The sequence below is a fragment of the Pseudomonas sp. CBZ-4 genome, assembly GCF_000346755.1.
Taxonomy (GTDB): domain Bacteria; phylum Pseudomonadota; class Gammaproteobacteria; order Pseudomonadales; family Pseudomonadaceae; genus Aquipseudomonas.
In genome coordinates, this window is sequence record NZ_ANNV01000125.1 from 1 (window position 1) to 24,541 (window position 24,541).

At 62.0% G+C, this 24,541-nt stretch carries 22 protein-coding genes; 10 read left to right on the forward strand and 12 right to left on the reverse strand.

Features of this window, described 5'->3' with window-relative positions:
* Positions 1-215: 215 nt before the first annotated feature.
* The 6 genes from B348_RS0116665 to B348_RS0116690 all read right to left on the reverse strand — a co-directional run bounded on the left by B348_RS0116665 (position 216) and on the right by B348_RS0116690 (position 7,426).
* A complete protein-coding gene (locus B348_RS0116665) occupies positions 216-1,955 on the reverse strand; it encodes a dipeptidase (RefSeq protein ID WP_017737205.1) in 1,740 nt (579 codons plus the stop codon).
* A gap of 94 nt (positions 1,956-2,049) precedes the next feature.
* Positions 2,050-3,267 (reverse strand): phospholipase D-like domain-containing protein, encoded by a 1,218-nt coding sequence (locus B348_RS0116670; protein WP_017737206.1) that lies wholly within the window; start codon positions 3,265-3,267, stop codon positions 2,050-2,052.
* A gap of 51 nt (positions 3,268-3,318) precedes the next feature.
* Positions 3,319-3,966 carry a MotA/TolQ/ExbB proton channel family protein gene (locus B348_RS0116675; RefSeq protein WP_026136831.1) on the reverse strand — a complete coding sequence of 216 codons (648 nt, stop codon included), beginning with the start codon at positions 3,964-3,966 and terminating at the stop codon, positions 3,319-3,321.
* A 17-nt stretch (positions 3,967-3,983) separates the two neighbouring features.
* Positions 3,984-6,263 (reverse strand): TonB-dependent receptor, encoded by a 2,280-nt coding sequence (locus B348_RS0116680; RefSeq protein WP_026136832.1) that lies wholly within the window; start codon positions 6,261-6,263, stop codon positions 3,984-3,986.
* A 24-nt stretch (positions 6,264-6,287) separates the two neighbouring features.
* Positions 6,288-7,016 (reverse strand): energy transducer TonB, encoded by a 729-nt coding sequence (locus B348_RS0116685; protein ID WP_017737209.1) that lies wholly within the window; start codon positions 7,014-7,016, stop codon positions 6,288-6,290.
* Between the two features lie 2 nt (positions 7,017-7,018).
* A complete protein-coding gene (locus B348_RS0116690) occupies positions 7,019-7,426 on the reverse strand; it encodes a biopolymer transporter ExbD (RefSeq protein ID WP_017737210.1) in 408 nt (135 codons plus the stop codon).
* Positions 7,427-7,616: 190 nt separating this feature from the next.
* Here B348_RS0116690 and B348_RS0116695 point away from each other — a divergent pair, with 190 nt between their 5' ends.
* Both B348_RS0116695 and B348_RS0116700 read left to right on the forward strand, forming a co-directional pair.
* Entirely contained in the window at positions 7,617-8,171 is a 555-nt protein-coding gene (locus B348_RS0116695; protein ID WP_026136833.1) for a GNAT family N-acetyltransferase, read from the forward strand.
* Positions 8,168-9,742, forward strand: coding sequence for an alkaline phosphatase (locus B348_RS0116700; RefSeq protein WP_017737212.1), 1,575 nt, complete (start codon positions 8,168-8,170; stop codon positions 9,740-9,742). Before B348_RS0116695 ends, B348_RS0116700 begins: the two co-directional genes overlap by 4 nt.
* Here the strand turns inward: B348_RS0116700 and B348_RS0116705 are convergent.
* Positions 9,739-10,365: a hypothetical protein gene (locus B348_RS0116705; protein WP_017737213.1), complete on the reverse strand. Its 627-nt coding sequence runs from the start codon at positions 10,363-10,365 to the stop codon at positions 9,739-9,741. The two genes, B348_RS0116700 and B348_RS0116705, sit on opposite strands and share 4 nt — an antisense overlap.
* A gap of 89 nt (positions 10,366-10,454) precedes the next feature.
* On the opposite strand from B348_RS0116705, the gene B348_RS0116710 reads away from it, so the two are divergent.
* Complete coding sequence (locus tag B348_RS0116710) at positions 10,455-11,387, forward strand: LysR family transcriptional regulator (protein ID WP_017737214.1); 933 nt, start codon at positions 10,455-10,457, stop codon at positions 11,385-11,387.
* 169 nt (positions 11,388-11,556) lie between these two features.
* Here B348_RS0116710 and B348_RS0116715 read toward each other — a convergent pair whose 3' ends face one another.
* A complete protein-coding gene (locus B348_RS0116715; protein ID WP_017737215.1) occupies positions 11,557-11,964 on the reverse strand; it encodes a PA2817 family protein in 408 nt (135 codons plus the stop codon).
* A 75-nt stretch (positions 11,965-12,039) separates the two neighbouring features.
* A complete protein-coding gene (locus tag B348_RS0116720) occupies positions 12,040-14,487 on the reverse strand; it encodes an acyl-CoA dehydrogenase (protein WP_017737216.1) in 2,448 nt (815 codons plus the stop codon).
* Between the two features lie 158 nt (positions 14,488-14,645).
* On the opposite strand from B348_RS0116720, the gene B348_RS0116725 reads away from it, so the two are divergent.
* From B348_RS0116725 to B348_RS0116740, 4 genes are all read left to right on the forward strand, one after another.
* Positions 14,646-15,305, forward strand: a complete 660-nt coding sequence (locus B348_RS0116725) for a transglutaminase family protein (RefSeq protein ID WP_017737217.1) — start codon at positions 14,646-14,648, stop codon at positions 15,303-15,305.
* A gap of 43 nt (positions 15,306-15,348) precedes the next feature.
* Entirely contained in the window at positions 15,349-15,966 is a 618-nt protein-coding gene (locus B348_RS0116730; RefSeq protein ID WP_017737218.1) for a glutathione S-transferase family protein, read from the forward strand.
* A 134-nt stretch (positions 15,967-16,100) separates the two neighbouring features.
* Positions 16,101-17,033 carry an ABC transporter ATP-binding protein gene (locus B348_RS0116735; protein WP_017737219.1) on the forward strand — a complete coding sequence of 311 codons (933 nt, stop codon included), beginning with the start codon at positions 16,101-16,103 and terminating at the stop codon, positions 17,031-17,033.
* Positions 17,030-17,809, forward strand: a complete 780-nt coding sequence (locus tag B348_RS0116740; RefSeq protein ID WP_017737220.1) for an ABC transporter permease — start codon at positions 17,030-17,032, stop codon at positions 17,807-17,809. Before B348_RS0116735 ends, B348_RS0116740 begins: the two co-directional genes overlap by 4 nt.
* Positions 17,810-17,943: 134 nt before the next feature.
* Here the strand turns inward: B348_RS0116740 and B348_RS0116745 are convergent, their stop codons facing one another.
* Positions 17,944-18,483, reverse strand: a complete 540-nt coding sequence (locus tag B348_RS0116745) for a TetR/AcrR family transcriptional regulator (protein WP_026136834.1) — start codon at positions 18,481-18,483, stop codon at positions 17,944-17,946.
* 91 nt (positions 18,484-18,574) lie between these two features.
* On the opposite strand from B348_RS0116745, the gene B348_RS0116750 reads away from it, so the two are divergent.
* The 3 genes from B348_RS0116750 to B348_RS0116760 all read left to right on the forward strand — a co-directional run bounded on the left by B348_RS0116750 (position 18,575) and on the right by B348_RS0116760 (position 22,936).
* On the forward strand, positions 18,575-19,774 hold the full coding sequence (locus tag B348_RS0116750; protein WP_017737222.1) for an MFS transporter: 1,200 nt from the start codon (positions 18,575-18,577) through the stop codon (positions 19,772-19,774).
* A gap of 77 nt (positions 19,775-19,851) precedes the next feature.
* A complete protein-coding gene (locus tag B348_RS0116755) occupies positions 19,852-21,000 on the forward strand; it encodes a TDT family transporter (RefSeq protein WP_017737223.1) in 1,149 nt (382 codons plus the stop codon).
* Between the two features lie 67 nt (positions 21,001-21,067).
* Positions 21,068-22,936 (forward strand): MFS transporter, encoded by a 1,869-nt coding sequence (locus B348_RS0116760; RefSeq protein ID WP_017737224.1) that lies wholly within the window; start codon positions 21,068-21,070, stop codon positions 22,934-22,936.
* A 117-nt stretch (positions 22,937-23,053) separates the two neighbouring features.
* On the opposite strand, the gene sugE is transcribed toward B348_RS0116760, so the two are convergent.
* Together sugE and B348_RS0116770 are read right to left on the reverse strand one after the other, a co-directional pair.
* On the reverse strand, positions 23,054-23,368 hold the full coding sequence (gene sugE, locus B348_RS0116765) for a quaternary ammonium compound efflux SMR transporter SugE (protein WP_005786698.1): 315 nt from the start codon (positions 23,366-23,368) through the stop codon (positions 23,054-23,056).
* A 108-nt stretch (positions 23,369-23,476) separates the two neighbouring features.
* On the reverse strand, positions 23,477-24,442 hold the full coding sequence (locus tag B348_RS0116770) for a bile acid:sodium symporter family protein (RefSeq protein ID WP_017737225.1): 966 nt from the start codon (positions 24,440-24,442) through the stop codon (positions 23,477-23,479).
* Positions 24,443-24,541 lie beyond the last annotated feature (99 nt).

Below are 24,541 nucleotides of genomic sequence, written 5' to 3' on the forward strand. Positions count from 1 at the left end.
TGCCAAGGTCGGGGTCGCGAGTTCGAGTCTCGTTTCCCGCTCCATATTCAACAAAAACGCCGATCAGCGATGATCGGCGTTTTTGTTTGTGCGCGATTGATCGTTCCCACGCTCTGCGTGGGAACGCCTCTTGGGACGCTCCGCGTCCCGCGTGACGCAGAGCGTCACAAGGAGCATTCCCACGCAGCGCGTGGGAACGATCTAGCCCAGCAGGATCAGAGCTTCGGCAACTGCCCCACACGCCCCATCATTTCCGTAACGATCTGCAGGTCCAACAAGAACTGCTCCACCGTCTTGAACTCATTGTCGGTGTGCCCGGTGTACTTCACCTCCGGCCGTGCCAGGCCGAACTGCACGCCATTGGGCAGCTCATGCACGGACGTCGCCCCGGCCGAGGTGCCGAATTTGTGCTCCATGCCCAGGTTTTCACTGGCCACCGCCAACAGCGCCTTGACCCACTCGCCTTCCGGGTTGCGGTACATCGGCTCGGCCACCGAGTAGGTGAAGCTCACCTTGACCTTGGTCTGCTTGTCCCACGCACTCAGCTTGTCGGCAATTTCCTTTTTCAGCGTCTCCGGGGATTTGCCCTTCGGCACCCGCAGGTTCACCGCCAGCTTGAACGCCTTGTCATCCAGGCCGACAAAGGTCAGCGAGGTGGTCAGCGGGCCCATGAAGTCGTCAGCGAACCCTACGCCCAACTTGCCGCCCAGGTAATCCAGGCCCCAGTTGTCGGACGCATACCGCGCGGCGTCGGTGATGTGGTTGTGCTTGAGGGCGATCTTGCCATCGACGCTGTGGATCAGCTCCAGCATGCGCGCCACCGGGTTGATGCCGGACTCCGGCTCGGAAGAGTGCGCCGAAACGCCGGTCACCGTCAGCTTGACCTCTTTGCCGACCACCTTGGCCGTCACCTCGAAGTCGCCGCCATTATTCTTGGCGTACTCGGTGCCGGCCTGTTGCAGGCTGGCGGCGAGTTCGGCGGGCTTGTCGCTGACGAAAGTCGCCACCGAGGCCGATGGGATCTGGTTGGTGGCCATGCCGCCGGTCATTGCGATGATTTCCGCGCCTTTGCCTTCGCCCTTGCGACGCGGGAAAGTGGCCATCACGGTGCCGTAGCCTTTCTCGGCGATCACCACCGGGTAGCCGCCGTCCAGCGCCAGGTTGTACTGCGGCGTGGGGTTGTGTTCGAAGTAATAGGGAATCGCGTCGCCGGAGGTTTCCTCGGTGGTGTCCACCAACAGCTTGAACGTGCGCGCCAGTGGCAGTTTCTCTTCCTTGATCACCTTCATCGCATACATCGCCACGACGATGCCGTTCTTGTCATCCTCGGTACCACGGCCGTACATGCGGTCGCCGATCAGCGTGACCTTGAACGGATCGAGCTTGGTGCCGTCCTTCAGTACCCAGTTTTCCGGTGTGACCGGCACCACGTCGGCGTGGGCATGAATACCCACCACTTCGTCGCTGGCGCCTTCCAGGGAAATTTCATACACACGGTTGTCGATATTGCGGAAGTTCAGGTTGAAGGCCTTGGCCAGGTCCTGGATCTTCGCGGCGATCTTGAGGAATTCCGGGTTTTTGTACTGCGGCAGGCCGTCGATATTGAAGGTGGGGATTTCCACCAGTTCGCGCAGGGTTTCGGTGGCGGCCTTGCCGTATTTCACCCGCGTATAGATGCCCAGCAAGCGATTGATTTCGTTCTGCTGGTCGGCGCTCAGGGGTTTGTTATCAAGAAAAGCGCTGATCGCCGGGCCCACGTCGGCGGTCTTGCCCAGGTCGCCCTTGGCCAGGGTGCCGAGGAAACCACGGAAATCAGTGACGGATGTTTCGTTGAAGCTCTTCAGAATCGCCGTGCTTTGCTCGGCGCTGATGTTGGCGAGCGCAGGGGTGGCGATGGCCGAGAGGCTGGCTGCGAACAGGGTGGCAGCCGCCAGTTGCTTGAGTGGGAAGTGCATTGTTGGAGCATTCCTTGGCAGGTAGTGAGTAAGAGGTTTCTGACTAAAGTGTCAGAAACATTTCCACACACTACCATTACTCAGGTGCGCATCGTCAATGCTGGCCAGGGTGGGGCTGGGGGTATTCCTTGTCGATCTCCAGGGCTCTAGCGTAAGGCCCATCCCACAATTGTTCATGTAATTGCCCCACGCGCTTGGCCATCGCTTCGTTGCGCATGACCACCTCCAGATTGCGCGAATTATCCAGGTAGCCGCCCAACCAATTGCTGGTGCCAATCCAGGCCACTTGCCCGTCGATCTCCAGGGTCTTGCTATGAATCACCCGCGCGTAGGGGATAAACCCTTGCTTGGCTTCAGGCAGGGTGACGATCTTGATTTGCACGTTGGGCAGCACGGCCAGGCTCTTGAGGTAGGGCAGTTCCAGCTTGTCGGTGTTCCAGTTGGACACCATCAGCTTGATCGACACACCCCGTGCCGCCGCTGCACGCACGGCGTTGTCGATAACCGCGTAGTACGGACGGGTGCGATCAGGCCCGTAGGACAGCGGTGCGTAGTCCAGCAGTTGCACGCGCACTTCCTGCTTCGCTTCGCCCAGCAGGCGCGGCAGCTCCAACTGCGAATCGCCGACGCCGGGCGGGTTGTAGCGTTGCGGGCTGGCCACCAGGTAATTGCCGGTGCGCGACGGCTCTTTACCTGCGACGGGCAGCGGCACCGGTTGGTTGGCGGCCAGCGCGGCCTGGGCTTGCCAGTCCTGGTCGAAGATCGCCTGCACTTGGCCAACCACCGCTGCATCGCTGATGCGCAACCCGGTTTCGTGGATATGTTCGAGGGAGCGCCAGTCGAAATTCTGGCTGCCGACAAACGCCTGCTTGCCGTCCACCACCAGGTATTTGGCGTGGATGATGCCGCCGCTCAGTTGGCCGTAGGGCAGCACGCGGAAGGTCAGGTTGGGGATCGCGCGCAAGCGTTCCAGCGTGGAAGCTTCCGACAACTTCAGGCCTTTTTCTTCGAGCAGGAAGCGAATCTTCACACCGCGTTTGCCGGCGGCTTCCAGGTGCTCGATGACGGTGTCCATCACCGAGCCGGGATGGTCGGCGGCGTAGAACTGGCCGATATCAATGCTGCTCTTGGCCGCGTCAAACAGTTCGATCCACACCGGGCCGGGCTGGCGCAAGTCGTCGGTGCCGAGGGCGGTGTCCACCGGCACGGTGTGCACCAGTTCAAACCCCGCAATTGAAAAGTCCGCCTGGGCCAGCGGACTGAGGAGCAAGCCGGCAAGGCCTGCGATGCGCAATTTCAAGGAGATGGGCATAGGTCTTCCTACCAGGAAAAAAGCGGGCGCATTGCGCGCCCGCTCAAACGATCATGCAGTACGGCTATGCAACGGCGTCGGCACCAGGTGCGGTACTTCGCTTTGCACGCGGGCACCGGTGGCTGCGCGGATCAGCAGGATTTTCAGCTGGTCGTTGATGCGCTCCAGGCTGTCCTGGAAGAAGTTGTGGAACACCACGCAGAACAGCGCGATGGCGATCCCCAGACCGGTCGCAAACAACGCCGTCCCGATGCCACCGGAAATCTGCCCTGGGTCGGACACACCGGCCGACGCCAGCGCCTTGAACGTGTCGATAATGCCGAGGATGGTCCCCAGCAGGCCCAACAGCGGCGCGGCGGTGGTGATGGTTTCGATGATCCACAGGCTGCGGGCCAACGGTGCGCGGGTGGTCAGATACTGGGTTTCGATGACGTCATCCAGGTCCTTGCGCGAACCGTGGCTGGCCTTTTGTGCCAGCACCGGCAACACCATGCCCAACGGCAGGCTGTCGCGACGGGTCAGGCTTTCCGGCAAGTCGCGTTCGCTGTGCACGTTGGCGCCGAGTACCTCGGTCAAGGCGCGGGCCTGGCGGCGCACATAGGCGAAGTACAGGCCACGCTCGATGGCGATAAAGATGGCGATGGCCATCGCGGCGTACATCACATAGAAGGTGATGTCGTGAAGCACATTCATGTCCATGTTCCGTTACCTCGCTGTTAGAAATTGGCTTCCAGGGACACCGTCACGGTGCGTTCCAGGCCGACGATGTAGGCTGGGTCGCCGTCGCGGAAACCGCTGTAGCTGGCGGCGTTGGTCTTGGTGGTGTACACGCCGTCCAGGTACTTCTTGTCGAACAGGTTGTCGACGTTCAGGCGCAGGGTCGCGTCCTTGACCACCTTCTTGTCCACCGGCAGGTAGATACCGGCGCCGGCGTTGAACACGGTGCGTCCGGAAATGGCTTCGTCGTTGGTCAGGTCGCCGTAGAGCTTGCTGGTGTACTTGCCGCCGAAGGTGCCGTAGAAGCGGCCGTCGTCGTAGCCGATGTTGGCGGCCAGCATGTTTTTCGGCACGTTGGCGAACTGCTTGCCGCTGGTGGGCAACACGATGGCCTTGCCGGCGTTGTAGACGGTCAGGTCATCCTGCTGCTCGGCCTTGGTGTAGGTGTAGGAGGTGTAGTAGTTGAAGTGATTGGGCAGCAGGCCGCTCCACTCCAGTTCCAGGCCGCTGTTGTTGACGGAGCCGGCGTTGATGTCGGCGAAGTCGCCGTTGATGTCTTTGGACGAGACCTGGCGATCCTTGAACTGCATGTAGAACAAGGTGGCGGCCACGGTCATGTCGTCACCGGTGAAGCGCCAGCCCAACTCGTGGTTCCAGCTGGTTTCCGGCTTGGAGTTGATCGAGTCCAGGCCCTTGTCGTACAGCACGTAGTTCTGCGGGATGCGCATGTTGCGCGACAGGCTGTAGAACAACTGGTCCTGCTCGTCCAGCTGGTACTTGAGGCCGACGTTGGGCAGCAGTTTGTTGTAGGTCTGGTTACGTTTTTCCGGCTGCTCGGTGAGGCTGCCGTGGTTGGTGCCGTCACGCTTGACGTTCATGTAGGCCAGGCCCGCCACCAGGGTCCAGTCCGGGTTGATGTACCAGGTGTCCTGGGCCCAGACCTTTTGCGCCGGGGTCACGGTGAAGCGGTCGCGACCCTGTACGGTGTTGCCGTTGGCATCGACCACCGAGTCGGCGTCTGGCCAGGTGTCGGTGGGCTTGCCGCTGTTTTTCAGGGCAATGAACGGCTGGGTCTGGCTTTGGCGTGCGCGCTCATACCAGTAGCCGAATTGCAGGCTGTGTTCGCCCAGGTCCCAGTTCAGCTTGGTGGTGATGCCCGGGCGCCAGGTCTGGGTACGCGAAGGGCGGTAGTACACGCCGGTGGTGGAGGAGCCGTCGGCGTTGTATTGCGCGGCGGTCGGCAGGTTGCTCAGGTCGAACACGCCGCCGGCGTTGGAGCCACGGTTGAGCGCATAGCTGGAGGAACCGACGCCGCTGCCGTTGCCCCAGTAGTAATACGGGATCACCGACAGGGCCAGGTTATCGGCCAGCTTGAACTGGGTGTTGAGCACGCCGGTAAAGGTCTGGAACGGGTTCTGCGCCAGGGCGTAGTAGCTGTTGAGCTTGCCGTTGCTGCCCACGGTCGGCGTGGCCGGGTAGGGGTCGTACTTGCGGCCGTTCTGCTGGTACTGGGCCTTGGTCAACTGGCTGTAACTGTTGTTGTCCTGTTCGTGGTACTTGAGGATCAGGTTGGCCGTGTTGCCATTGCCGGCGTCGAAGAAGCTGTTCCACTCCACCTTGTCCGCGCGCACCGCGCCCGAGCCGCGCCACATCTGGCCTTCGGTGTGGGACGCCGACAGCCAGTTGCTCAGGCCGTTGATCTCGCCGGTATTGAGCCGCGCGAAGGTCTTGCGCGTGGCGTTGCTGCCCATGACCTGTTTGACGAACGCCCCGGTTTCCTTGGTCGGGCGGATGGTCACGATGCCGATGTTGCCGCCGCTGGAACCGATATGCGGGCCGTCGGCTTCTGCCGAGCCCTGGGTGACGAAGATCTGGTCGATGTTTTCCGGGTCGCCCAGCAGGTTGGAATACAGCGCGTAGTTGCCCGAGTCGTTGATCGGCATGCCGTCCACCGACATGCCCACCTGGTCGGAGTTGAGCCCGCGCATGGTGAAGCGAAAGCCCGACAGGCCGGTGTTGTCTTCGCTGGAGATATTCAGCCCCGGGGTGTACTTGAGCTTGTCCACGGCGTTGCCGGTGGCGGTCTGTTTATCCAGCGCCTCCTTGGTCACCGTGGAGCGGCCCTTGATGCTTTCTTCCTGCACCATATAGCCGCCACCTGCCGTGGCCTTGCCCTGCACGCCGATCGTGCCGACGTCGCTGCCGCTGGTGTCGGCCATGGCCATGCCGTGGCCCATGCTTGCGGCAACGAGTGCCAGATGAATCCGTGTGAACCTCATCAGTGTCGTCCTGGTGTCGGGTGCTTATTGCACGCTGTAGTTGAAGGTGGCGGTGAAGCGATGCTCATTGCTCCCCCCGAACGCTTGCTCGGGGAACGGTTTGACTTGCTTGATGCGACGCAAGCTGTTGGCGGCGGCCCGGTTGAGCAACATGCTCGAGGCCTGGGTCTGCACGCCGGAGTCGAGAACCCGACCCTGGCGATCGACCAGCAACCACACCACCACCTCGCCGGTCGGGCGTTCGAGGGACGCCTGGCGGCCGGTGGGGTATTGCTTGTAGCTGTCCAACTCGTTGCGCAAACCCTTGAGGTAACCGCCTTCCAGGGCCTGGCCATCGACCTTCGGCGGCGCGGGCGGTGCCGGTGTCGGCGCAACCTGGGCCACGGCGGCGGGTGCCGGTTTGGCGGCCACCGGTGGCGGGGTGGGCGTCGGCGTGGGTGTTGGCTTGGCGACCACGGGCTTGGGCACCGGCTTGGGCTTGGGCTCAGGTTTTGGCTGCGGTTTGGGCGGCGGTGGCGGCGGCGCCGGCTCGGCCTCTTCGTCCTCGATCACCGGCGGTGGCGGCTCTTGCTCGACCACCGGTTCCGGGACCACTTCCGGCTCCGGCTCGACCAACGCCAGCTCCACCGCCGACTCGTCATACACCGGCTCGACCTTCAAGGTTTGCGACTGGATGCCCATCGCAATCAGCACCAGGGCGATCACGGCCGGGACGCTGCCCAGCAACTGACGTGCACGAAACAGGACGTACATGATCAGGACTTACGCGTGGCAATGGACACGGAGGTAAAGCCACCCAGGCGCAGGGTGTCCATCACTTCCACCAGGCGCGAAACCTCCACGCCTTTGTCGCTGTTGACGATGATCGTCGACTTGGTATCGGGCTTTTCGGCGGCCTTCAACGCCGGCACCAAGGCCTCGACGGTGAGGTCCTTGCCGTCCAGTTGCAACTGGCCCGCCAAACCCAGCGTCAGGATGAATTTGTTCTGCGGCTTGAGCTGCTGCGAACTGCTGGCGCTGGGCAATTGGGTCTTCATGCCGAGGGCCGGAATCACGTTCAGGCTCACGAGTACGAAAAACACCAGGAGGAACATCATCACGTCGATCATCGGGATCAATTCGATGTGCGCCTTGCGTTTTTTCGGTTCGTCCCAGGTTCTCATTCCGCTACCCCGTTATTGAATTAGGGGCGACACGCTAACAACCAAAAATGACCGATTGGTTAACTTTAATTGACGTTTTGAGGGCTCTAGGATGGGTCTTACAGGCGACTCCGTAGTCATTTTTGCGACGTAACAGAATTGAAATCCAGCAGGGGCATTCTCAGAAACTTTACATCGAGGGCCCCGAGGAATGAGTAGCGAATTGCCACATCTGTCCACCCCGCGCCTGCTATTGCGCGGCCTGGAAACACACCAGGCCGAGACCCTGTCCACGCTCGCCAACGGGCCGAAAATCGCCGACAACACGGCCAACATTCCGTCGCCCTATACCCTGGAAACCGCGCACACTTTCATCGACAACATGGCCGCGAAATACCGTGCGGGCGATTTGCTCAGCCTGGGCATGCATGTGTCCGAAACGGGCGAATTGGTCGGCATCGTCAGCCTGCGACTCAACACGCGGCATAGCTACGGGCACCTCGGCGGTTGGGTGGCGGCGCACTGCCGCAATCAGGGCTACGGCGCCGAGGCGGCGCGGGCGGTGATGGATTTTGGCTTCGCTGAGTTGGGCTTGCAGCGGGTCGGCAGCCAGTGCTTTGGCCGCAACCAGGAATCGGCGCGGGTGATGGAGAAAATCGGCCTGCGCTTTGAGGGCTGCATGCGCGAGGCGTTTCTCAAGAACGGCGTGTTCGAGGACTTGCTCGGGTTTGCCGTGGTGCGTGAGGACTGGGAGCGTCCCTCGTGAGTGGCTTGGTGGACCATGACCGCCGCCGGATATTGACCGGGCTGGCGGTGGGCTCGGCCTTTGCGATCCTCAGCCCGTTTGCGCGCAGTGCCGGGGTGGATTATCCGTTCACCCTCGGCGTCGCCAGCGGCGACCCACTGCCGGACGGCTTTGTGATCTGGACGCGCCTGGCGCCGTTGTTCAACGCCGCCGATGGCGGTGGCGGCTTGAGCCGTGCGGTGCCGGTACGTTGGCGAGTAGCCAGCGATGCGGCGATGACACGCATCGTGCGCCAGGGCGAGGTGATGGCCAGCGCGCGGTTCGCCCATTCGGTACACGTTGAAGTGGCGGGGCTGGAAGCGGGCCGACCGTATTGGTATCAGTTCGATGGCCTTGGCGCGCAGAGCCCGGTGGGGCAGGCGCGCACGGCGCCGCCGTTGCACGCCAACGTGGCGGCGCGGGTGGGGTTTGTATCGTGCTCGCATTGGGAGCGCGGATATTTCAGCGCCTATCGTCACCTCGCCGCCGAGCAGCCGGACCTGGTGTTTTTTCTCGGTGACTATATCTACGACAGTTCCTACGCGCCGTCATCGGGCAAAGTCATTCGCTCCCATGGCAGTGGCAATGCAGTAAGCCTCAGCGACTACCGCAACCGCTACGCCCTGTACAAGACCGATCCCGACTTGCAGGCCTTGCACGCCGCAGCCCCCAGCGTCGCGACCTGGGATGATCACGAAGTGCAGAATGACTACGCCAACCAATGGTCCCAGGACCCGAAGATCCCGGTGCAGAAATTTCTCCTACAGCGCGCGGCGGCTTACCAGGCCTATTACGAACATATGCCGCTACGTGCCAGCAGCCTGCCGAAAGGTCCGGACATGCGCATCTACCGGCGCCTGGACTACGGCCAACTGGCGCGTTTCCATGTGCTCGACGGCCGCCAGTACCGCTCCGAGCAACCATGCATTCCGGCCAACGGCAGCCACCAAGGGCACCTCGCCGACAATCTCTGCCACGACCTGCGCGACCCCGGCCGCACCATGCTCGGCTGGCAGCAAGAGGCCTGGCTGGATCAGGGGTTTGCGCAGTCGCAGGCGCAGTGGAACGTGATCGCCCAGGACTTGCTGGTGGCGCCGCTGATCCAGCGTGACCTGACTGACCACAAGCCCGGACGTTGGACCGATGGCTGGGATGGCTACATGGCCAACCGCGCGCGGATGCTCGCGTCCATCCAGCGCAACCGGGTGAAGAATCCGGTGTTCTGGGGCGGGGATATTCATTCGTTCTGGGTCACGGACCTGCACGCGGATGGCAACAAGCCGGACTCGCCGGTTGTCGCCACGGAGTTTGTCGGCACGTCGGTGACCTCGGATGGACCGCCCTTTGAGGCGTTCAGCAAACTGCTGCCGCTCAACCCGCATGTGAAGTTTTTCGACAGTCGCCAGCGTGGGTATGTGTCGGTGGAGATTGAGGCGGACAAGATGCTGACGAACTTGCGTGTGATCACCGATCCGCGCGACCCGAATGCCACGGTGGCGACGCTCAAATCGTTTGTGGTGGAGTCGGGTCGGGCGGGGGCGATAGCGGTTTAGTCCAGGCTGTAGCGTACCGACAACGTGCCCTTTTTTTCCGACAAGGCCAGGATTGTCACCTGGCCCAGCTCGCCCAAGGCCTGGACGTGTGTGCCGCCGCAGGCGTAGGCCGGCAACTCACCAAAGCCGACTTCACGGCTGCCGTCTTCCAGGTTCATGTGGCGTGGGTAGTCCGCCGCGATCCATTGGTTGATCTGCTGTTGGATTGCGTCGGCGTCCATGTCTTGCGCCGCTTCGCCACGGATAAAGCTGATCTTGCCTTCGCCCGGCCAGTGATGGGCCTTGATCGGCATCCAGCCGAGCCGTTCGCCGGCGTTGCCGATCAAGTGCCCGGCGGAATGCAGGCGCGTGTGCAGGGCGCGGCGTTGCGCATCGACCTGCGCGGTAACCGGTCCCAGCGCGACGGGCTGATCGACGTAGTGCACGACACGGTCGGGCTCCTGGGTGACGCGCAGTACCTGGCTGTCGCCGAGCCGGCCGGTGTCGAACGGCTGGCCGCCGCCTTGGGGGTGGAAAATCGTCGATTGCAAGGTCACCGCGAACTGCCCTTCGTGGGGCGTGCAGGCCAGCACTTCGAGTTCGGCGGTCAGGTGGTCGTGGGTGAAAAACAGGCGCTCGGTCATTCTCTACATCCGCATCAGGGTTCTGCGGGCAGTATAAATAGTGCGCAGATGGGTGATAATCCGCTCAATTATCAATGGACCTGTGCGTCATGAGCATCAATCTTCCTTTGCCACTGCTGGGCGAAATGGCGATTTTCGTCAAGGTGGTGGAAACCGGCAGCTTCTCCGAAGCCGCGCGGCAGATGGGCGTTTCACCTTCATCGGTGAGCCGCAGCATTTCCCATCTGGAAAAGGCCCTGGCCACCCGTTTGCTGCAACGCACGACGCGCAAATTGCGTTTGAGCGAAGGCGGCGAGGAGGTGTTCAAGCGTTGCCAGGACATGGTCAACGCGGCGCGCGCGGTGATGGAGGTCAGCGGTCAATTCACCCACGAAGCCGAAGGCCGCGTGCGCGTCAGCGTGCCCAAGGCGGTGGGGCGGTTTGTGATCCATCCGCATATGCCGGAGTTCTTGCGGCGCTATCCCAAGGTGGATGTGCAGTTGATCCTCGAGGATCGGCCGGTGGACTTGATCGACGACAACCTCGACCTGATCCTGCGCATCTCCGAAAGCCCGCCACCGGGACTGGTGGGGCGGCCGTTGTTTCCCATCGAACACCTGTTGTGCGCCACGCCGCAGTACCTGGCCGAACACGGCACGCCGCAACACCCTCATGATCTGCTGGAACACAGTTGCATTTACCTGGGGGAAACACCGGCGGATGCACGCTGGAAGTTTCGCCAGGCCGGCAAGACGGTAACGGTCGGGGTGCGTGGGCGTTATGCGGCGAACCATACCGGGGTGCGTCTGGACGCGGTGTTGCAGCATGTGGGGATTGGCAGCCTGCCGTACTTTACGGCGCGCCATGATCTGGAGGCGGGGAGCATTGTGCAGGTGTTGGCGCAGTGGGATTTTATTGCGTCGTATCACGGTGAGGTGTGGTTGTTGCATTCACCGACGCGGTACCTGCCGCCGAAGGTGCGGGTGTTTATTGATTATCTGGTGGAGTGCATGGCGCGGGAGCCAACACTTCGTCGGCGGTAGTGCTTGGGGCTGGCTTCTGTGGGAGCAGGACTTACTGTGGGAGCTGGCTTGCCTGCGATAGCATCACCTCGGTACTACTGACAGACCGAGTTGTCTGCATCGCAGGCAAGCCAGCTCCCACAGAAAAGCCAGCTCCCACAGGTAAGCAGGTTTTGTGGTGTACTGGGGATCAGTGCTTGCTCTGGTCCACCGGCATGGCCAGCAACTGCTTTTCCTGGTTCCAGTCGAACGGTTCGTCGTTCTGTTCGGCTTCGAAGCGACGCTCTTCCAGGGCCTGGTACATGTCCAGTTCTTCATCGGGCATGAAGTGCAGGCAGTCACCGCCGAAGAACCACAGCAGGTCGCGCGGGACCAGGTGGGCGATTTGTGGGTAGCGCAGGATGACCTGGCTCATCAGGTCCTGGCCCAGGTACTGGCTTTCGATCGGGTCGATGGGCAGCAGGGCGCGCAGTTCGTCGAAGCGCTCCAGGAACAGGGTGTGGCTTTCCTCGGGCACCTGTTCGGCTTCGCCGACGGCAACCAGGATGCTGCGCAGGTGGTCGAGCAAGACGAGATGATCGGCAACGACGTTGGACACGAGATAAGTCCTCTAAAGCAAAAACGGGCGCGAGAGTATATAGCTCAAGCGCCCGTTTTTATATGGCCGCTGGGATCAGCGGACTTTACCCTCAGCCTGCGTCAGCTCTTCCTTGCTGAAATCATCCACGTCGATCACCTTGCGCCGCGCCGCTTCGGCGTCACGCAGGGTTTGCGCTTCGGCCGGTTGCAGCACGCCAGCCTCCAGCGCAGCGTCGATGGCATGCTCGCCGGCGGCCGGTTTGACCTGGCCACTCTTGAGCGCGGTATGCAGTTTTTTCTGCAGCGCATGGCTGGCGCCGAGCAGGTCGTAGGCCTGTTGCAGGGCGCCGACCGGATCGTCCGCCGATTGTGGGCGGTAGCAGCCGGCGAGCAGTTCCTCCAGGGTCGGGTCGCCTTTGGCGCGGCCAAGCACCGCCGCGACTTCGGCATCCAGCGCATCCGACGGCCCGGTATGGCGGCGGCCGAACGGAAACACGATCACCCGCAGCAGGCAACCGAGCACCTTGTTCGGGAAGTTGCTCAACAGTTCGTCCAGGGCGCGCTCCGACTCGCCCAGGCTTTCTTCCATGGCCCAGGTGAACAGCGGTTGCAGATGCTCTGGTGAATCCAGGTCGTGGTAACGCTTGAGCGCCGCCGAGGCCAGGTACAGGTGGCTGAGTACATCACCCAGGCGCGCCGACAGGCGTTCGCGGCGTTTCAACTCGCCACCGAGCAACATCATGCTCAGGTCGGCGAGCAGGGCGAAGGCAGCGGCCTGGCGGTTCAGCGCGCGGAAGTAACCCTGGCTCAAGCGGTTGCCCGGTGCCTTCTCGAAGTGGCCCACGCCGAAGTTCAGCACCAGGGTGCTGGCGGCGTTGCTCACGGCAAAACCGATGTGTTGCATCAGCAGGCCGTCGAACTCCTTGAGGGCCTGGTCGTGGTCTTCACGCCCGGCCAGGGCCATTTCCTTGAGGACGAACGGGTGGCAGCGGATCGCGCCCTGGCCAAAGATCATCAGGTTGCGTGAGAGGATATTCGCACCCTCAACGGTGATGAAAATCGGCGCACCTTGCCAGCTGCGGCCCAGGTAGTTGTTCGGGCCCATGATGATGCCCTTGCCGCCATGCACATCCATGGCGTGGCTGATGCACTCGCGGCCACGTTCGGTGAGGTGGTACTTGAGGATCGCCGACAGCACCGAAGGTTTTTCGCCGAGGTCCACCGCGTTGGCGGTGAGCATGCGCGCGCTGTCCATCAGCCAAGCGTTGCCGCCGATTCGCGCGAGGGCTTCCTGGATACCTTCGAAGGCAGACAATGGGACGTTGAATTGTTCGCGCACCTGGGCGTACTGGCCGGTCACCAGGCTGGTGAACTTGGCCGCGCCGGTGCCCACCGCTGGCAGGGAGATCGAACGGCCCACCGAGAGGCAGTTCATCAGCATCATCCAGCCCTTGCCGAGCATTTCCTGGCCGCCGATGAGGAACTCCAGGGGGATGAACACATCCTTGCCGGAGTTGGGGCCGTTCATGAAGGCGGCGCCAAGGGGCAGGTGGCGACGGCCGATGTCCACGCCGGGCGTATCCGTAGGAATCAGCGCCAGGCTGATGCCCAGGTCTTCCTCGTCACCCAGCAGATGGTCCGGGTCGTGGGCCTTGAAGGCCAGGCCCAACAGGGTCGCGACCGGGCCGAGGGTGATGTAGCGTTTTTCCCAGTTCAGGCGCAGGCCGAGGGTTTCCTTGCCTTCCCATTCGCCTTTGCAAATGATCCCGGTGTCGGGCATGGCGCCGGCGTCGGAGCCGGCCAGCGGGCCGGTGAGGGCGAAGCAGGGGATGTCATCGCCACGGGCCAGGCGTGGCAGGTAGTGGTTGCGTTGTTCATCGGTGCCGTAGTGCAGCAGCAGTTCGGCCGGGCCGAGGGAGTTGGGCACCATCACGGTGGATGCGAGGTCGCCGCTGCGGGTGGCGAGTTTCATCGCGACCTGGGAGTGGGCATAGGCGGAAAAACCCTTGCCGCCGTATTCCTTGGGGATGATCAGGGCGAAGAAGCCGTGGGTCTTGATATGCGCCCAGGCGGCGGGCGGCAGGTCCATGGCCTGGCCGATCTCCCAGTCGCTGACCATGGCGCAGAGTTCTTCGGTGGGGCCGTCGATAAACGCCTGTTCCTCTGCGGTCAGTTGGGCCTTGGGATAGGCCAGCAACTTGTCCCAGTCGGGGCGGCCGCTGAACAGTTCGCCGTCCCACCACACCGTGCCGGCATCAATGGCGTCGCGCTCGGTCTCGGACATCGGCGGCAGGACTTTCTGGAACCAGCTGAACAGCGGTTTGGTGAAGTATTGGCGGCGCAGGTCGGGCAGCAGCAAAGGCGCGGCGACGGCGGCCAGCACTACCCAGAAGATCAGCAGCAACCATCCTGGCGCGTGACTCCACACCCCCATCGCCAGCAGGTAGACGGCAACGACGCCCAGGGCGGGCAGGGGCGCGGTGCGACGGTGTGCCAGGTAGGCAATGCCAGCGACCAGAACCAGTATCCACAACAACAGCATATTCAATCCTCCGTGAAACCAGGGGCGAAACCACCGTGGAGCTTAGTCGGCATCCGAACAAGCGGGGTGATTGGGGTGTTACGAGATTTGGCCGATTCGTCGTTATCCCTCGGGCAGGCCTGTCGCTAGACTCCAGGCTTCCTTTGGAGATAACGCTCATGGATACGTACCTGAGTCCCAGCCGCTTCATCGATAGTGACCACCCTGCGGTGGTGGAGTTCGCCGAAAAACACCGCGGTACCCGTGGGGATTTAAATGACCAGGCAGTCAGCCTTTATTACGCCGTGCGTGAGGCGATTCGCTACAACCCCTACACCTTCAGCCGCGACCCCGACACCCTGAGCGCCAGCTTCGCCCTGGCCGCCGGCGAAAGCTATTGCGTGCCCAAGGCCACCTTGCTCGCTGCATGCGCCCGCCACTGCGGCATCCCGGCGCGCATCGGCCTGGCGGATGTGCGCAACCACCTGTCCACGCCGCGCCTGCTCGCGCTGCTGAAAAGCGATGTGTTTGCCATGCACGGTTACACCGAGCTGTTCCTGCAGGGGCGTTGGGTCAAGGCCACGCCGGCGTTCAATCAGCAGCTGTGCGATGTGTTCGATGTGCCGGCGCTGGAGTTCGATGGGGTCAACGACAGCGTGTTCCACGCGTTCAATCGCCAGGGCCGGCGTTCGATGGAGTACGTGGTGGATCACGGGCAATTTCCTGACGTGCCCGAGGCGTTTTTCTTCGAGCATATCCGTACGTGTTACCCGCACTTGTTCAGCGAAGACAGCCCGCCCTTGCTCGGTGACATGCAGACCGATTTAAGCCGTGGGTGAACCGGCGTATGCTGCTGCGCTCACCACACAATAAGGCACGGTCATGCTGAAGATCTGGGGTCGTAAAAATTCGTCAAACGTCAGGAAAGCACTGTGGTGCGCCGAGGAACTCGGCCTGGACTACGAGGCCATCGACGCGGGCGGCGCGTTTGGTGTGGTCGACACGCCGCAGTACCGCGCGTTGAACCCCAACGGCCGGGTGCCGATGATCGAAGACGGCGACTTTGTGTTGTGGGAATCCAACACCATCGTGCGTTACCTCTGCGCCAAGCAGGCGTCCAGTTGGTACCCGACGGACCTGAAAGCCCGGGCCAGCGCGGAAAAATGGATGGACTGGACCACGTCCACCCTCGCCGAACCGTTCAAGGCCGTGTTCTGGGGCATCCTGCGCACCCCCGCGGAAAAACAGAACTGGGACAGCATCCACGCGGGGCGCCAAGCCTGCATCGATGCACTCGCCACCGTGGACAAGGCCCTCGCCGAACAGCCGTATCTGTCGGGCAACGAGATCGGCATGGGCGATATCCCCTTGGGCTGTTTTGCCTACGCCTGGTTCGAAATGCCCATCGAACGGCCGGCAATGCCCCATCTAGAGGCCTGGTACCAGCGCCTGCAACAACGCCCGGCGTACCGCAAAGCGGTCATGACCGCGTTGACTTAATACTGACTATTAATACAGGTGACTGTACTTGTGCGGCGCAGGCAGCCACCATGCCTGTCATGCGCCGCCGTTGAACTTCGTGGCGTGCGCCTTCATCTATTCTTCCTATTCCCTTCTTTGGTGCGTATTCCGATATGAGTTCCGCTCTGTCCATCCGGCAGCTAACCAAAACCTACGGCAACGGTTTCCAGGCCCTGAGTGGTATCGATCTGGACGTTGCCGAAGGTGACTTCTTCGCCTTGCTCGGCCCCAACGGTGCCGGCAAATCCACCACCATCGGTATCCTCTCGACCCTGGTCAACAAGACCAGTGGCACGGTGAATATCTTCGGGCATGACCTGGACAAATCCCCGGCGGCACTCAAGCGTTCCATCGGCGTGGTGCCCCAGGAATTCAACTTCAACCAGTTTGAAAAGACCTTCGACATCGTCGTGACCCAGGCCGGTTACTACGGCATCCCGGCGAAGATCGCCAAGGAACGCGCCGAGCAGTACCTGACCCAGCTGGGCCTGTGGGACAAGCGCGACGTGCCGTCGCGCTCGCTGTCCGGCGGCATGAAGCGCCGGCTGATGATCGCCCGCGCGCTGGTGCATGAGCCGCGCCTGCTGATCCTCGATGAGCCTACCGCTGGCGTGGACATCGAGCTGCGTCGCTCGATGTGGACCTTCCTCACCGAGCTGAACGAGAAGGGCATCACCATCATCCTCACCACCCATTACCTGGAAGAGGCTGAGCAGCTGTGCCGCAACATCGGCATCATCGACCACGGCACCATCGTCGAGAACACCAGCATGCGTAACCTGCTGGGCCAGTTGCATGTGGAAACCTTCTTGCTCGACTTGAAGAACAATCTGTCGGCGCCGCCGCAATTGCTCGGCTACCCGAGCCGCCTGGTGGATAGCCACACCCTGGAAGTGCAGGTGGACAAGGCCATGGGCATCACCGCGTTGTTCACCCAGTTGGCGACGCAGAACATCGAAGTGTTGAGCCTGCGTAATAAAACCAATCGCCTTGAGGAGTTGTTCGTGTCCCTGGTGGAGAAAAATCTGGCGAAGGTGGCGGTATGAGTTCCGAACTGCAACCCAACCTCGTCGCGCTGCAAACCATCATCTATCGCGAAGTGAAGCGCTTTACCCGGATCTGGCCGCAAACCCTGCTGCCGCCGGCGATCACCATGGTCCTGTACTTCGTGATCTTCGGTAACCTGATCGGCCGGCAGATCGGCGACATGGGTGGCTTCACCTACATGGAGTACATCGTGCCGGGGCTGATCATGATGTCGGTGATCACCAACGCCTACGGCAACGTGGTGTCGAGTTTCTTCGGCAGCAAGTTCCAGCGTTCGATTGAAGAACTGATGGTCTCGCCGGTATCGCCGCATACCATCCTGATCGGCTACACCGTGGGCGGCGTGCTGCGCGGCCTGATGGTCGGGGTGATCGTGACGTTGCTGTCGCTGTTCTTCACCCACCTGCAGGTGCATCACCTCGGGGTCACCATCCTGGTGGTGGTGCTGACGGCGACGATCTTCTCGCTGCTGGGGTTTATCAATGCCGTGTTTGCGCGCAACTTCGATGATATTTCGATCATCCCGACCTTCGTGCTGACGCCGCTGACCTACCTCGGCGGGGTGTTCTACTCCATTACGCTGCTGCCGCCGTTCTGGCAGACCGTGTCCCTGGCTAACCCGGTGCTGCACATGGTCAACGCGTTCCGCTACGGCATTCTGGGCGTGTCGGATATCAAGATCAGCGTGGCGATCACCTTCATGCTGGTGGCAACGGTGGTGTTGTATATCGGTTGCGCGAAGCTGCTGGTGAGTGGGCGTGGGATGCGTACCTGATCCACTGAATGCATGCAGTAAAAAATGTGGGAGCGGGCTTGCCCGCGATAGCGATGTGTCAGTTAGCAAAAGGGTGACTGATACACCGCTATCGCGGGCAAGCCCGCTCCCACATTGGGTTTTGTGCGGGGCTGTTATTGCTTCAGCGCCAACTCGATCAGCGCATGCAACTCTCCGACCTGCAGCGGCGCATCCGCAAACAAAATCCTGAACACCGTCGGCGCCGCCAGCAGGTTGATCAGCCGCTCCACGCTGGGCGCCGGGCTGTCGGGGTAACGCTCCACAATCACCTGCAACTGCCCGCCAATCAGCGCCACGCAATACCCCGGCGTCTGGCTGCATTGCACGTCGCGCATCATGTTGCGCCCCGGCTCTGAACTCATCTCGTCCAGGTACTGCTCGGCCCAGGCTTGCAGGTCGCCGCGCAGGCTGCCGGTAGTGGCCGGCTCGCTGTCGGGGCGCATGCGCGCCAGGGCCACGTCGGCCAGCAGGGCGGACAGGTCGCCCCAGCGCCGGTAAATGGTGGACGGCGTGACGCCTGCGCGCGCGGCAATCATGGGCACCGTCACGCTGGAACGCTCGTGGGCTTCCAGCAGTTCGCGCACCGCCGAATGGACGGATTCTTGCACCCGGGCACTACGGCCCCCCGGGCGGAGGCCTTCTTTTATCGCCATGTTTGCGACCTTAACACAAAGAATTTGCTTTAAGCGTTGGCCAGTAGCACACTCTGCAAAAGCAAAATATTAGCTTTAGCGGAGCGTGCCCATGTCCAGCCACACTACTCATCGTTCCAGCCTGGTGTTCCTGGCGATCACCTTGCTGACGTTTCTCGCCGCTTCCAGCGCGCCGACGCCGTTGTATCACCTGTATCAGGAAGGCCTGCATTTTTCCGCAGGCATGCTCACGCTGATCTTTGGTGTCTACGCCATCAGCCTGCTGGCGGCGCTGTTGACCGTGGGTTCGCTGTCGGACCACCTGGGGCGCAAGCCGGTGATTTTCGCCGCGCTGGTCCTGGATATGCTGGCGATGTTGCTGTTTATCAATGAAGGCAGCGTGGCCTGGCTGATCGCTGCGCGTACGCTGCAAGGTTTCGCCACCGGCATGGCCACGGCGGTGCTCGGCGCGGCGTTGCTCGACACCGACCGCCAGCAAGGCCCGCTGGTCAACAGCGTCGCGCCGTTGCTGGGCATGGCGTGTGGGGCGATGGGTAGCAGCCTGCTGGTGGAGTTCGCGCCGCTGCCGACCCAGATGATCTACTGGACGCTGTTCGCGCTGATGTTCTTACAGGCGATATACGTGTGGCGCTTGCCGGAAACCGTCAGCCGCATCCCAGGCGCACTGGCCTCGTTGCGCCCGACCTTGCATGTGCCGCCTCAAGCGCGGCGGGCATTATGGCTGTCGTTGCCGGTGGACGTGGCGGTGTGGGCAATGGGCGGGTTCTATCTGTCGCTGGCGCCGTCGCTGGTGCGGGCGGCGACCGGTTCCACCTCCAACCTGATCGGCGGCGGGCTGGTGGCCGTGTTGACCTTGAGCGGCGCGCTGATGATTTTCTGCCTGCGCAATCGTCCGGCCGACAAGGTTCTGCGGCTGGGTGCTGGCCTGCTGGCAGTCGGCGTAGCGCTGATCCTCACTGCCGTACACAGCGCCAGCCTACCGCTGTTTTTCATCGCCACGCTGATTGCGGGCAGTGGTTTTGGCGCGGGTTTCCTCGGTGCACTGCGCAGTGTGGTGCCCCTGGCGCTGCCCCACGAACAGGCGGGTTTGATGTCGGCGTTTTATGTGTTGAGTTACCTGGCCTTCTGCCTGCCGTCGCTGCTGGCGGGCAACCTGATCCGCAGTTTCGGCCTGATCGCCACCACCGACGGCTACGGCGTTGTGCTGATCGTGCTGGCCCTGAGTGCCCTGGCCGGTTTGCTGATGCAGGGCTCGCGCGACCCGCTTATAGGTAAAACAGATAACAGTTAGAGAAATTACCCGTTATATAGATATTCGATTCGGTTCTACCATGGTCTCAACCTCATGCGAGGAGGAGGACAACCATCATGACTTGCTCGAATACCATCAGCTACAAACCCTTCAGTCACCTGACCCGGCCCCGGGAAGTGATTCGCCAGTTCACCCCCAACTGGTTTGCCGCGACCATGGGCACCGGCGTGCTGGCGCTGGCCCTCGCGCAATTGCCGGTCAACCTGCCGGGCGTGCAGGCCATCGCCGAGGCTCTGTGGTTTTTCACCATCGGCCTGTTTGTGCTGTTCAGCGTGTTGTACGCGGCCCGTTGGGTGATGTTCTTCCATGAGGCGCGGCGGATCTTCGGGCACTCCACTGTGTCGATGTTTTTCGGCACCATCCCCATGGGGTTGGCGACCATTCTCAATGGCTTGCTGCTGTTCGGCTTGCCGCGCTGGGGCAGCGATGTGATCCCGCTGGCCGAAGCCCTGTGGTGGCTGGACGTGGCGATGGCCCTGGCCTGCGGCGTGCTGATCCCGTTCATGATGTTCACCCGCCAGGAACACAGCATCGACCAGATGACCGCCGTGTGGCTGTTGCCGGTGGTGGCTGCCGAAGTCGCCGCTGCCAGTGGTGGTTTGCTGGCGCCCCATCTGGCGGATGCCCACGCGCAACTGATCATGCTGGTGACCAGCTATGTGCTGTGGGCGTTTTCCCTGCCGGTGGCGTTCAGCATCCTGACCATCCTGATGCTGCGCATGGCCCTGCATAAACTGCCCCACGCCAACATGGCCGCGTCGAGCTGGCTGGCCCTTGGCCCCATCGGCACCGGTGCCCTCGGCATGTTGCTGCTCGGCGGCGACGCGCCCGCGATCTTCGCCGCCAACGGCTTGCCCGGTGTCGGCGAGATGGCCAACGGCCTGGGCCTGGTGGCCGGCATTACCCTGTGGGGCTTCGGCTTGTGGTGGATGCTGATCGCGGTGCTGATCACCCTGCGTTACCTGCGCGCCGGCATCCCGTTCAATCTTGGTTGGTGGGGTTTTACTTTTCCGCTGGGGGTGTATGCCCTGGCCACGTTGAAGCTGGCGAGCCTGTTGCACCTGGGGTTCTTCAGCATGTTTGGCAGCATGTTGGTGCTGGCATTGGCGCTGATGTGGGCGATCGTCGCCAAGCGCACCGTGCAGGGTGCCTATAAAGGCGAGCTTTTTGTTTCGCCGTGTATTGCAGGACTAGCGAATAAGTAAGCCGGATTAGGTAAAGTCGTGGCCTGAATGCTTTTACAAAAAAACAGGCCACGCAGGAACACGGACGATGAGCCACCCCTCGCAATTCACCTTGCTGCGCACACGGCGCTTCCTGCCGTTTTTCATTACCCAGTTGCTGGGCGCCTTCAACGACAACATCTTCAAGCAATCGCTGATCCTCGCCATTCTCTACAAGCTGACCATCGACGGTGACCGCTCGATCTGGGTCAACCTGTGCGCATTGCTGTTTATCCTGCCGTTCTTCCTGTTCTCGGCGCTGGCCGGGCAGTTTGGCGAAAAATTCAACAAGGACGCATTGATCCGCGCGATCAAGATCGGCGAGATCGTGATCATGGCCGTGGGCGCCACGGGTTTCCTCACCAACCACCTGGAACTGATGCTGCTGGCGCTGTTTGCCATGGGCACCCACTCCGCGCTGTTCGGCCCGGTGAAGTACTCGATCATGCCCCAGGCCCTGCACGAAGATGAGCTGGTGGGCGGCAACGGCTTGGTGGAAATGGGCACGTTCCTGGCGATTTTGGCCGGTACCATTGGCGCTGGGATCATGATGTCGTCCACCCATTACGCGCCGGTGGTGGCGGTGGCGATTGTCGGCGTGGCCGTGCTCGGCTACCTCGCCAGCCGCAGTATTCCGCGGGCGGCGGCGTCGACCCCGGGGCTGCGGTTGAACTGGAATATCTTCAGCGAATCCTGGGCCACCTTGCGCCTGGGCCTGGGGCAGACGCCGGCCGTATCGCGCTCTATCGTCGGCAACTCGTGGTTCTGGTTTGTCGGGGCGATTTATCTGACGCAGATCCCGGCCTACGCCAAGGAATGGTTGTACGGCGACGAAACCGTGGTGACGCTGATTCTTACCGTGTTCTCGGTGGGCATCGCCCTCGGCTCGATGCTCTGCGAGAAACTCTCCGGGCGTAAGGTGGAAATCGGCCTGGTGCCGTTCGGTTCGTTCGGTTTGACCGTGTTCGGCCTGTTGCTGTGGTGGCACTCCGGCGGCTTCCCGCAAAACGTGCAGGCCAACGATTGGCTGGCCGTGCTCAGCTACGGTCAGGCGTGGTGGGTGTTGTTCGATATCCTCGGGCTGGGGGTGTTTGGCGGCTTCTATATCGTGCCGCTGTATGCGCTGATCCAGTCGCGTACCGCCGAGAACGAGCGTGCGCGGGTCATCGCCGCCAACAACATCCTCAACGCGCTGTTCATGGTGGTGTCGGCCATCGTCTCGATCCTGCTGCTCAGCGTGGCCAAGCTGTCGATCCCCGAGTTGTTCCTGGTGGTGTCGCTGCTCAACATTGCGGTGAACACCTACATTTTCCGCATCGTCCCCGAGTTCACCATGCGCTTCATGATCTGGCTGCTCAGCCATTCCATGTACCGCGTGGAGCATCGCAACCTGGAGGCGATCCCGGACGAAGGCGCGGCGTTGCTGGTGTGCAACCACGTGTCGTTTGTCGATGCGTTGTTGATTGGCGGCGCGGTGCGTCGGCCGATTCGCTTTGTCATGTACTACAAGATCTACCAGTTGCCGGTGCTGAACTTTATCTTCCGCACGGCCGGGGCGATTCCGATTGCCGGGCGCCATGAAGATATCCAGATCTACGAAAAGGCCTTCACGCGGATTGCGCAGTACCTGAAGGACGGCGAGTTGGTGTGCATCTTCCCGGAGGGCAAGTTGACGGCCGATGGCGAGATGAACGAGTTCCGCGGTGGGGTGACGCGGATTCTGGAGGAGACGCCGGTGCCGGTGATTCCCCTGGCGTTGCAGGGGTTGTGGGGGAGTTTTTTCAGTCGTGATCCGAAGAAAGGGTTGTTTCACCGGATCTGGTCGCGGGTGGTGTTGGTGGCAGGGGAGGCGGTGCAGGAGCCGACGCCGGCAAGGTTGCAGGAGGTTGTGGGTGGGTTGCGGGGGAGTGTCAGGTAGCTCTGTGTTGGATTGACCGGCCTCATCGCAGGCAAGCCAGCTCCCACACTAGACCTCGTTTGTCTGAACAACTCGGTCAAATGTGGGAGCTGGCTTGCCTGCGATGACGGTAGTGGCCTAAGTGCTGATCTTGAGCCCAACCAGCCCACAGATGATCAACGCCACACTGGCCAACCGAAACAACGCCATGGATTCCCCAAACAGGATAATCCCGGCAATCACCGTGCCCACGGCACCCACGCCGGTCCAGATCGCATAGGCAGTGCCCAGCGGCAGTTCCTTCATGGCCAGCCCCAGCAACCCAAGGCTCACCGCCATGGCCGCAATGGTCAGCGCAGTGGGCAGTGGCTTGCTGAAACCGTCGGTGTATTTCAGGCCGACGGCCCAGCCCACTTCAAACAATCCGGCAAAAAACAGAATGATCCAGGACATGCTGACCCTCTCTCTATAGACGTGGGGTCGTCCCCGGATTAGGCGCTTGAGCGCTTCGCGGGGTCGTCCCCGCGAAGCTCGCTAGAGTGCCGAACAATCATCCGGCGATCAAGTTTGCGGGGTGTTTTCCAGAATGCGACGGTCTTCCTTTTCGCTCATGCGGCGGAAGTAGGTCGACAGCAACGCCCCGGAAATGTTGTGCCACACGCTGAACAGCGCACTCGGCACCGCCGCCAACGGCGAGAAGTGCGCACTGGCCAACGCGGCGCCCAGCCCGGAGTTCTGCATGCCGACTTCCAGCGCCAGCGACTTGCGCTGTGCCAGTGGCAGCTTGAATACGCGGCCGGTGAAGTAGCCCAGCAGGTAGCCGAAGCTGTTGTGCAGCATGACCACGGCCATGATCAGCAGGCCCGACTCGGCGATTTTCGCCTGGCTCGCGGCAACCACCGCCGCGACGATGATCACGATGCTCACCACCGACACCAGCGGCAGCACGTCCACCGCATGGCGCACGCGCTCGCCGAGCACACGCTGCGCCACTACGCCGAGCACGATCGGCAGCAGCACCACTTGCAGGATCGACCAGAACAGCTCCATGAACGATACCGGCAACCAGGCCGAGGCCAGCAGCCAGATCAGCGCCGGGGTGAGCAGCGGGGCGAGGAGGGTGGTGACGGCAGCGATGGCCACCGACAGCGCCAGGTCGCCACGGGCCAGCCAGGTCATGACGTTGGACGAGGTGCCGCTTGGGCAGCAACCGACGAGGATCACGCCGACGGCAATTTCCGGTGGCAGGTGGAAGGCCTGGCACAGCAACCACGCCACGCCCGGCATGATCACGAAGTGCGCGACCACGCCCAGTGCCACGCGCCATGGATGGCGGGCGACTTCGGCGAAGTCATCAATCTTGAGGGTCAGCCCCATGCCGAACATCACCAGGCCCAGCAGCGGCACGATGGCGGTTTTCAGGTCGATGAACCAGCTGGGTTCGAGGAACGCGAGCACCGCGAAAATCAGCACCCAGTAGGCGAAGGTGTTGCCGACGAAGCGGCTCAGGGCGGCGAGTGCGCGCATGGGGTGTCCTTGTTATTGGATTTTTGAAGTGGCAATGAGATCAATGTGGGAGCCGGGCTTGTGTGGGAGCTGGCTTGCCTGCGATAGCATCACCGCGGT

Bases quoted from the DNA above. Each gene is read 5' to 3' on its own strand.
- B348_RS0116690 (WP_017737210.1), bottom strand. From the start codon at position 7,426: ATGAGAACCTGGGACGAACCGAAAAAACGCAAGGCGCACATCGAATTG.
- B348_RS0116730 (WP_017737218.1), top strand. From the start codon at position 15,349: ATGCTGAAGATCTGGGGTCGTAAAAATTCGTCAAACGTCAGGAAAGCA.
- B348_RS0116745 (WP_026136834.1), bottom strand. From the start codon at position 18,483: ATGGCGATAAAAGAAGGCCTCCGCCCGGGGGGCCGTAGTGCCCGGGTG.
- B348_RS0116680 (WP_026136832.1), bottom strand. From the start codon at position 6,263: ATGAGGTTCACACGGATTCATCTGGCACTCGTTGCCGCAAGCATGGGC.
- B348_RS0116675 (WP_026136831.1), bottom strand. From the start codon at position 3,966: ATGGACATGAATGTGCTTCACGACATCACCTTCTATGTGATGTACGCC.
- B348_RS0116770 (WP_017737225.1), bottom strand. From the start codon at position 24,442: ATGCGCGCACTCGCCGCCCTGAGCCGCTTCGTCGGCAACACCTTCGCC.
- B348_RS0116750 (WP_017737222.1), top strand. From the start codon at position 18,575: ATGTCCAGCCACACTACTCATCGTTCCAGCCTGGTGTTCCTGGCGATC.
- B348_RS0116725 (WP_017737217.1), top strand. From the start codon at position 14,646: ATGGATACGTACCTGAGTCCCAGCCGCTTCATCGATAGTGACCACCCT.
- B348_RS0116685 (WP_017737209.1), bottom strand. From the start codon at position 7,016: ATGTACGTCCTGTTTCGTGCACGTCAGTTGCTGGGCAGCGTCCCGGCC.
- B348_RS0116760 (WP_017737224.1), top strand. From the start codon at position 21,068: ATGAGCCACCCCTCGCAATTCACCTTGCTGCGCACACGGCGCTTCCTG.
- B348_RS0116710 (WP_017737214.1), top strand. From the start codon at position 10,455: ATGAGCATCAATCTTCCTTTGCCACTGCTGGGCGAAATGGCGATTTTC.
- B348_RS0116735 (WP_017737219.1), top strand. From the start codon at position 16,101: ATGAGTTCCGCTCTGTCCATCCGGCAGCTAACCAAAACCTACGGCAAC.
- B348_RS0116720 (WP_017737216.1), bottom strand. From the start codon at position 14,487: ATGCTGTTGTTGTGGATACTGGTTCTGGTCGCTGGCATTGCCTACCTG.
- B348_RS0116705 (WP_017737213.1), bottom strand. From the start codon at position 10,365: ATGACCGAGCGCCTGTTTTTCACCCACGACCACCTGACCGCCGAACTC.
- B348_RS0116695 (WP_026136833.1), top strand. From the start codon at position 7,617: ATGAGTAGCGAATTGCCACATCTGTCCACCCCGCGCCTGCTATTGCGC.
- B348_RS0116755 (WP_017737223.1), top strand. From the start codon at position 19,852: ATGACTTGCTCGAATACCATCAGCTACAAACCCTTCAGTCACCTGACC.
- sugE (WP_005786698.1), bottom strand. From the start codon at position 23,368: ATGTCCTGGATCATTCTGTTTTTTGCCGGATTGTTTGAAGTGGGCTGG.
- B348_RS0116670 (WP_017737206.1), bottom strand. From the start codon at position 3,267: ATGCCCATCTCCTTGAAATTGCGCATCGCAGGCCTTGCCGGCTTGCTC.
- B348_RS0116740 (WP_017737220.1), top strand. From the start codon at position 17,030: ATGAGTTCCGAACTGCAACCCAACCTCGTCGCGCTGCAAACCATCATC.
- B348_RS0116665 (WP_017737205.1), bottom strand. From the start codon at position 1,955: ATGCACTTCCCACTCAAGCAACTGGCGGCTGCCACCCTGTTCGCAGCC.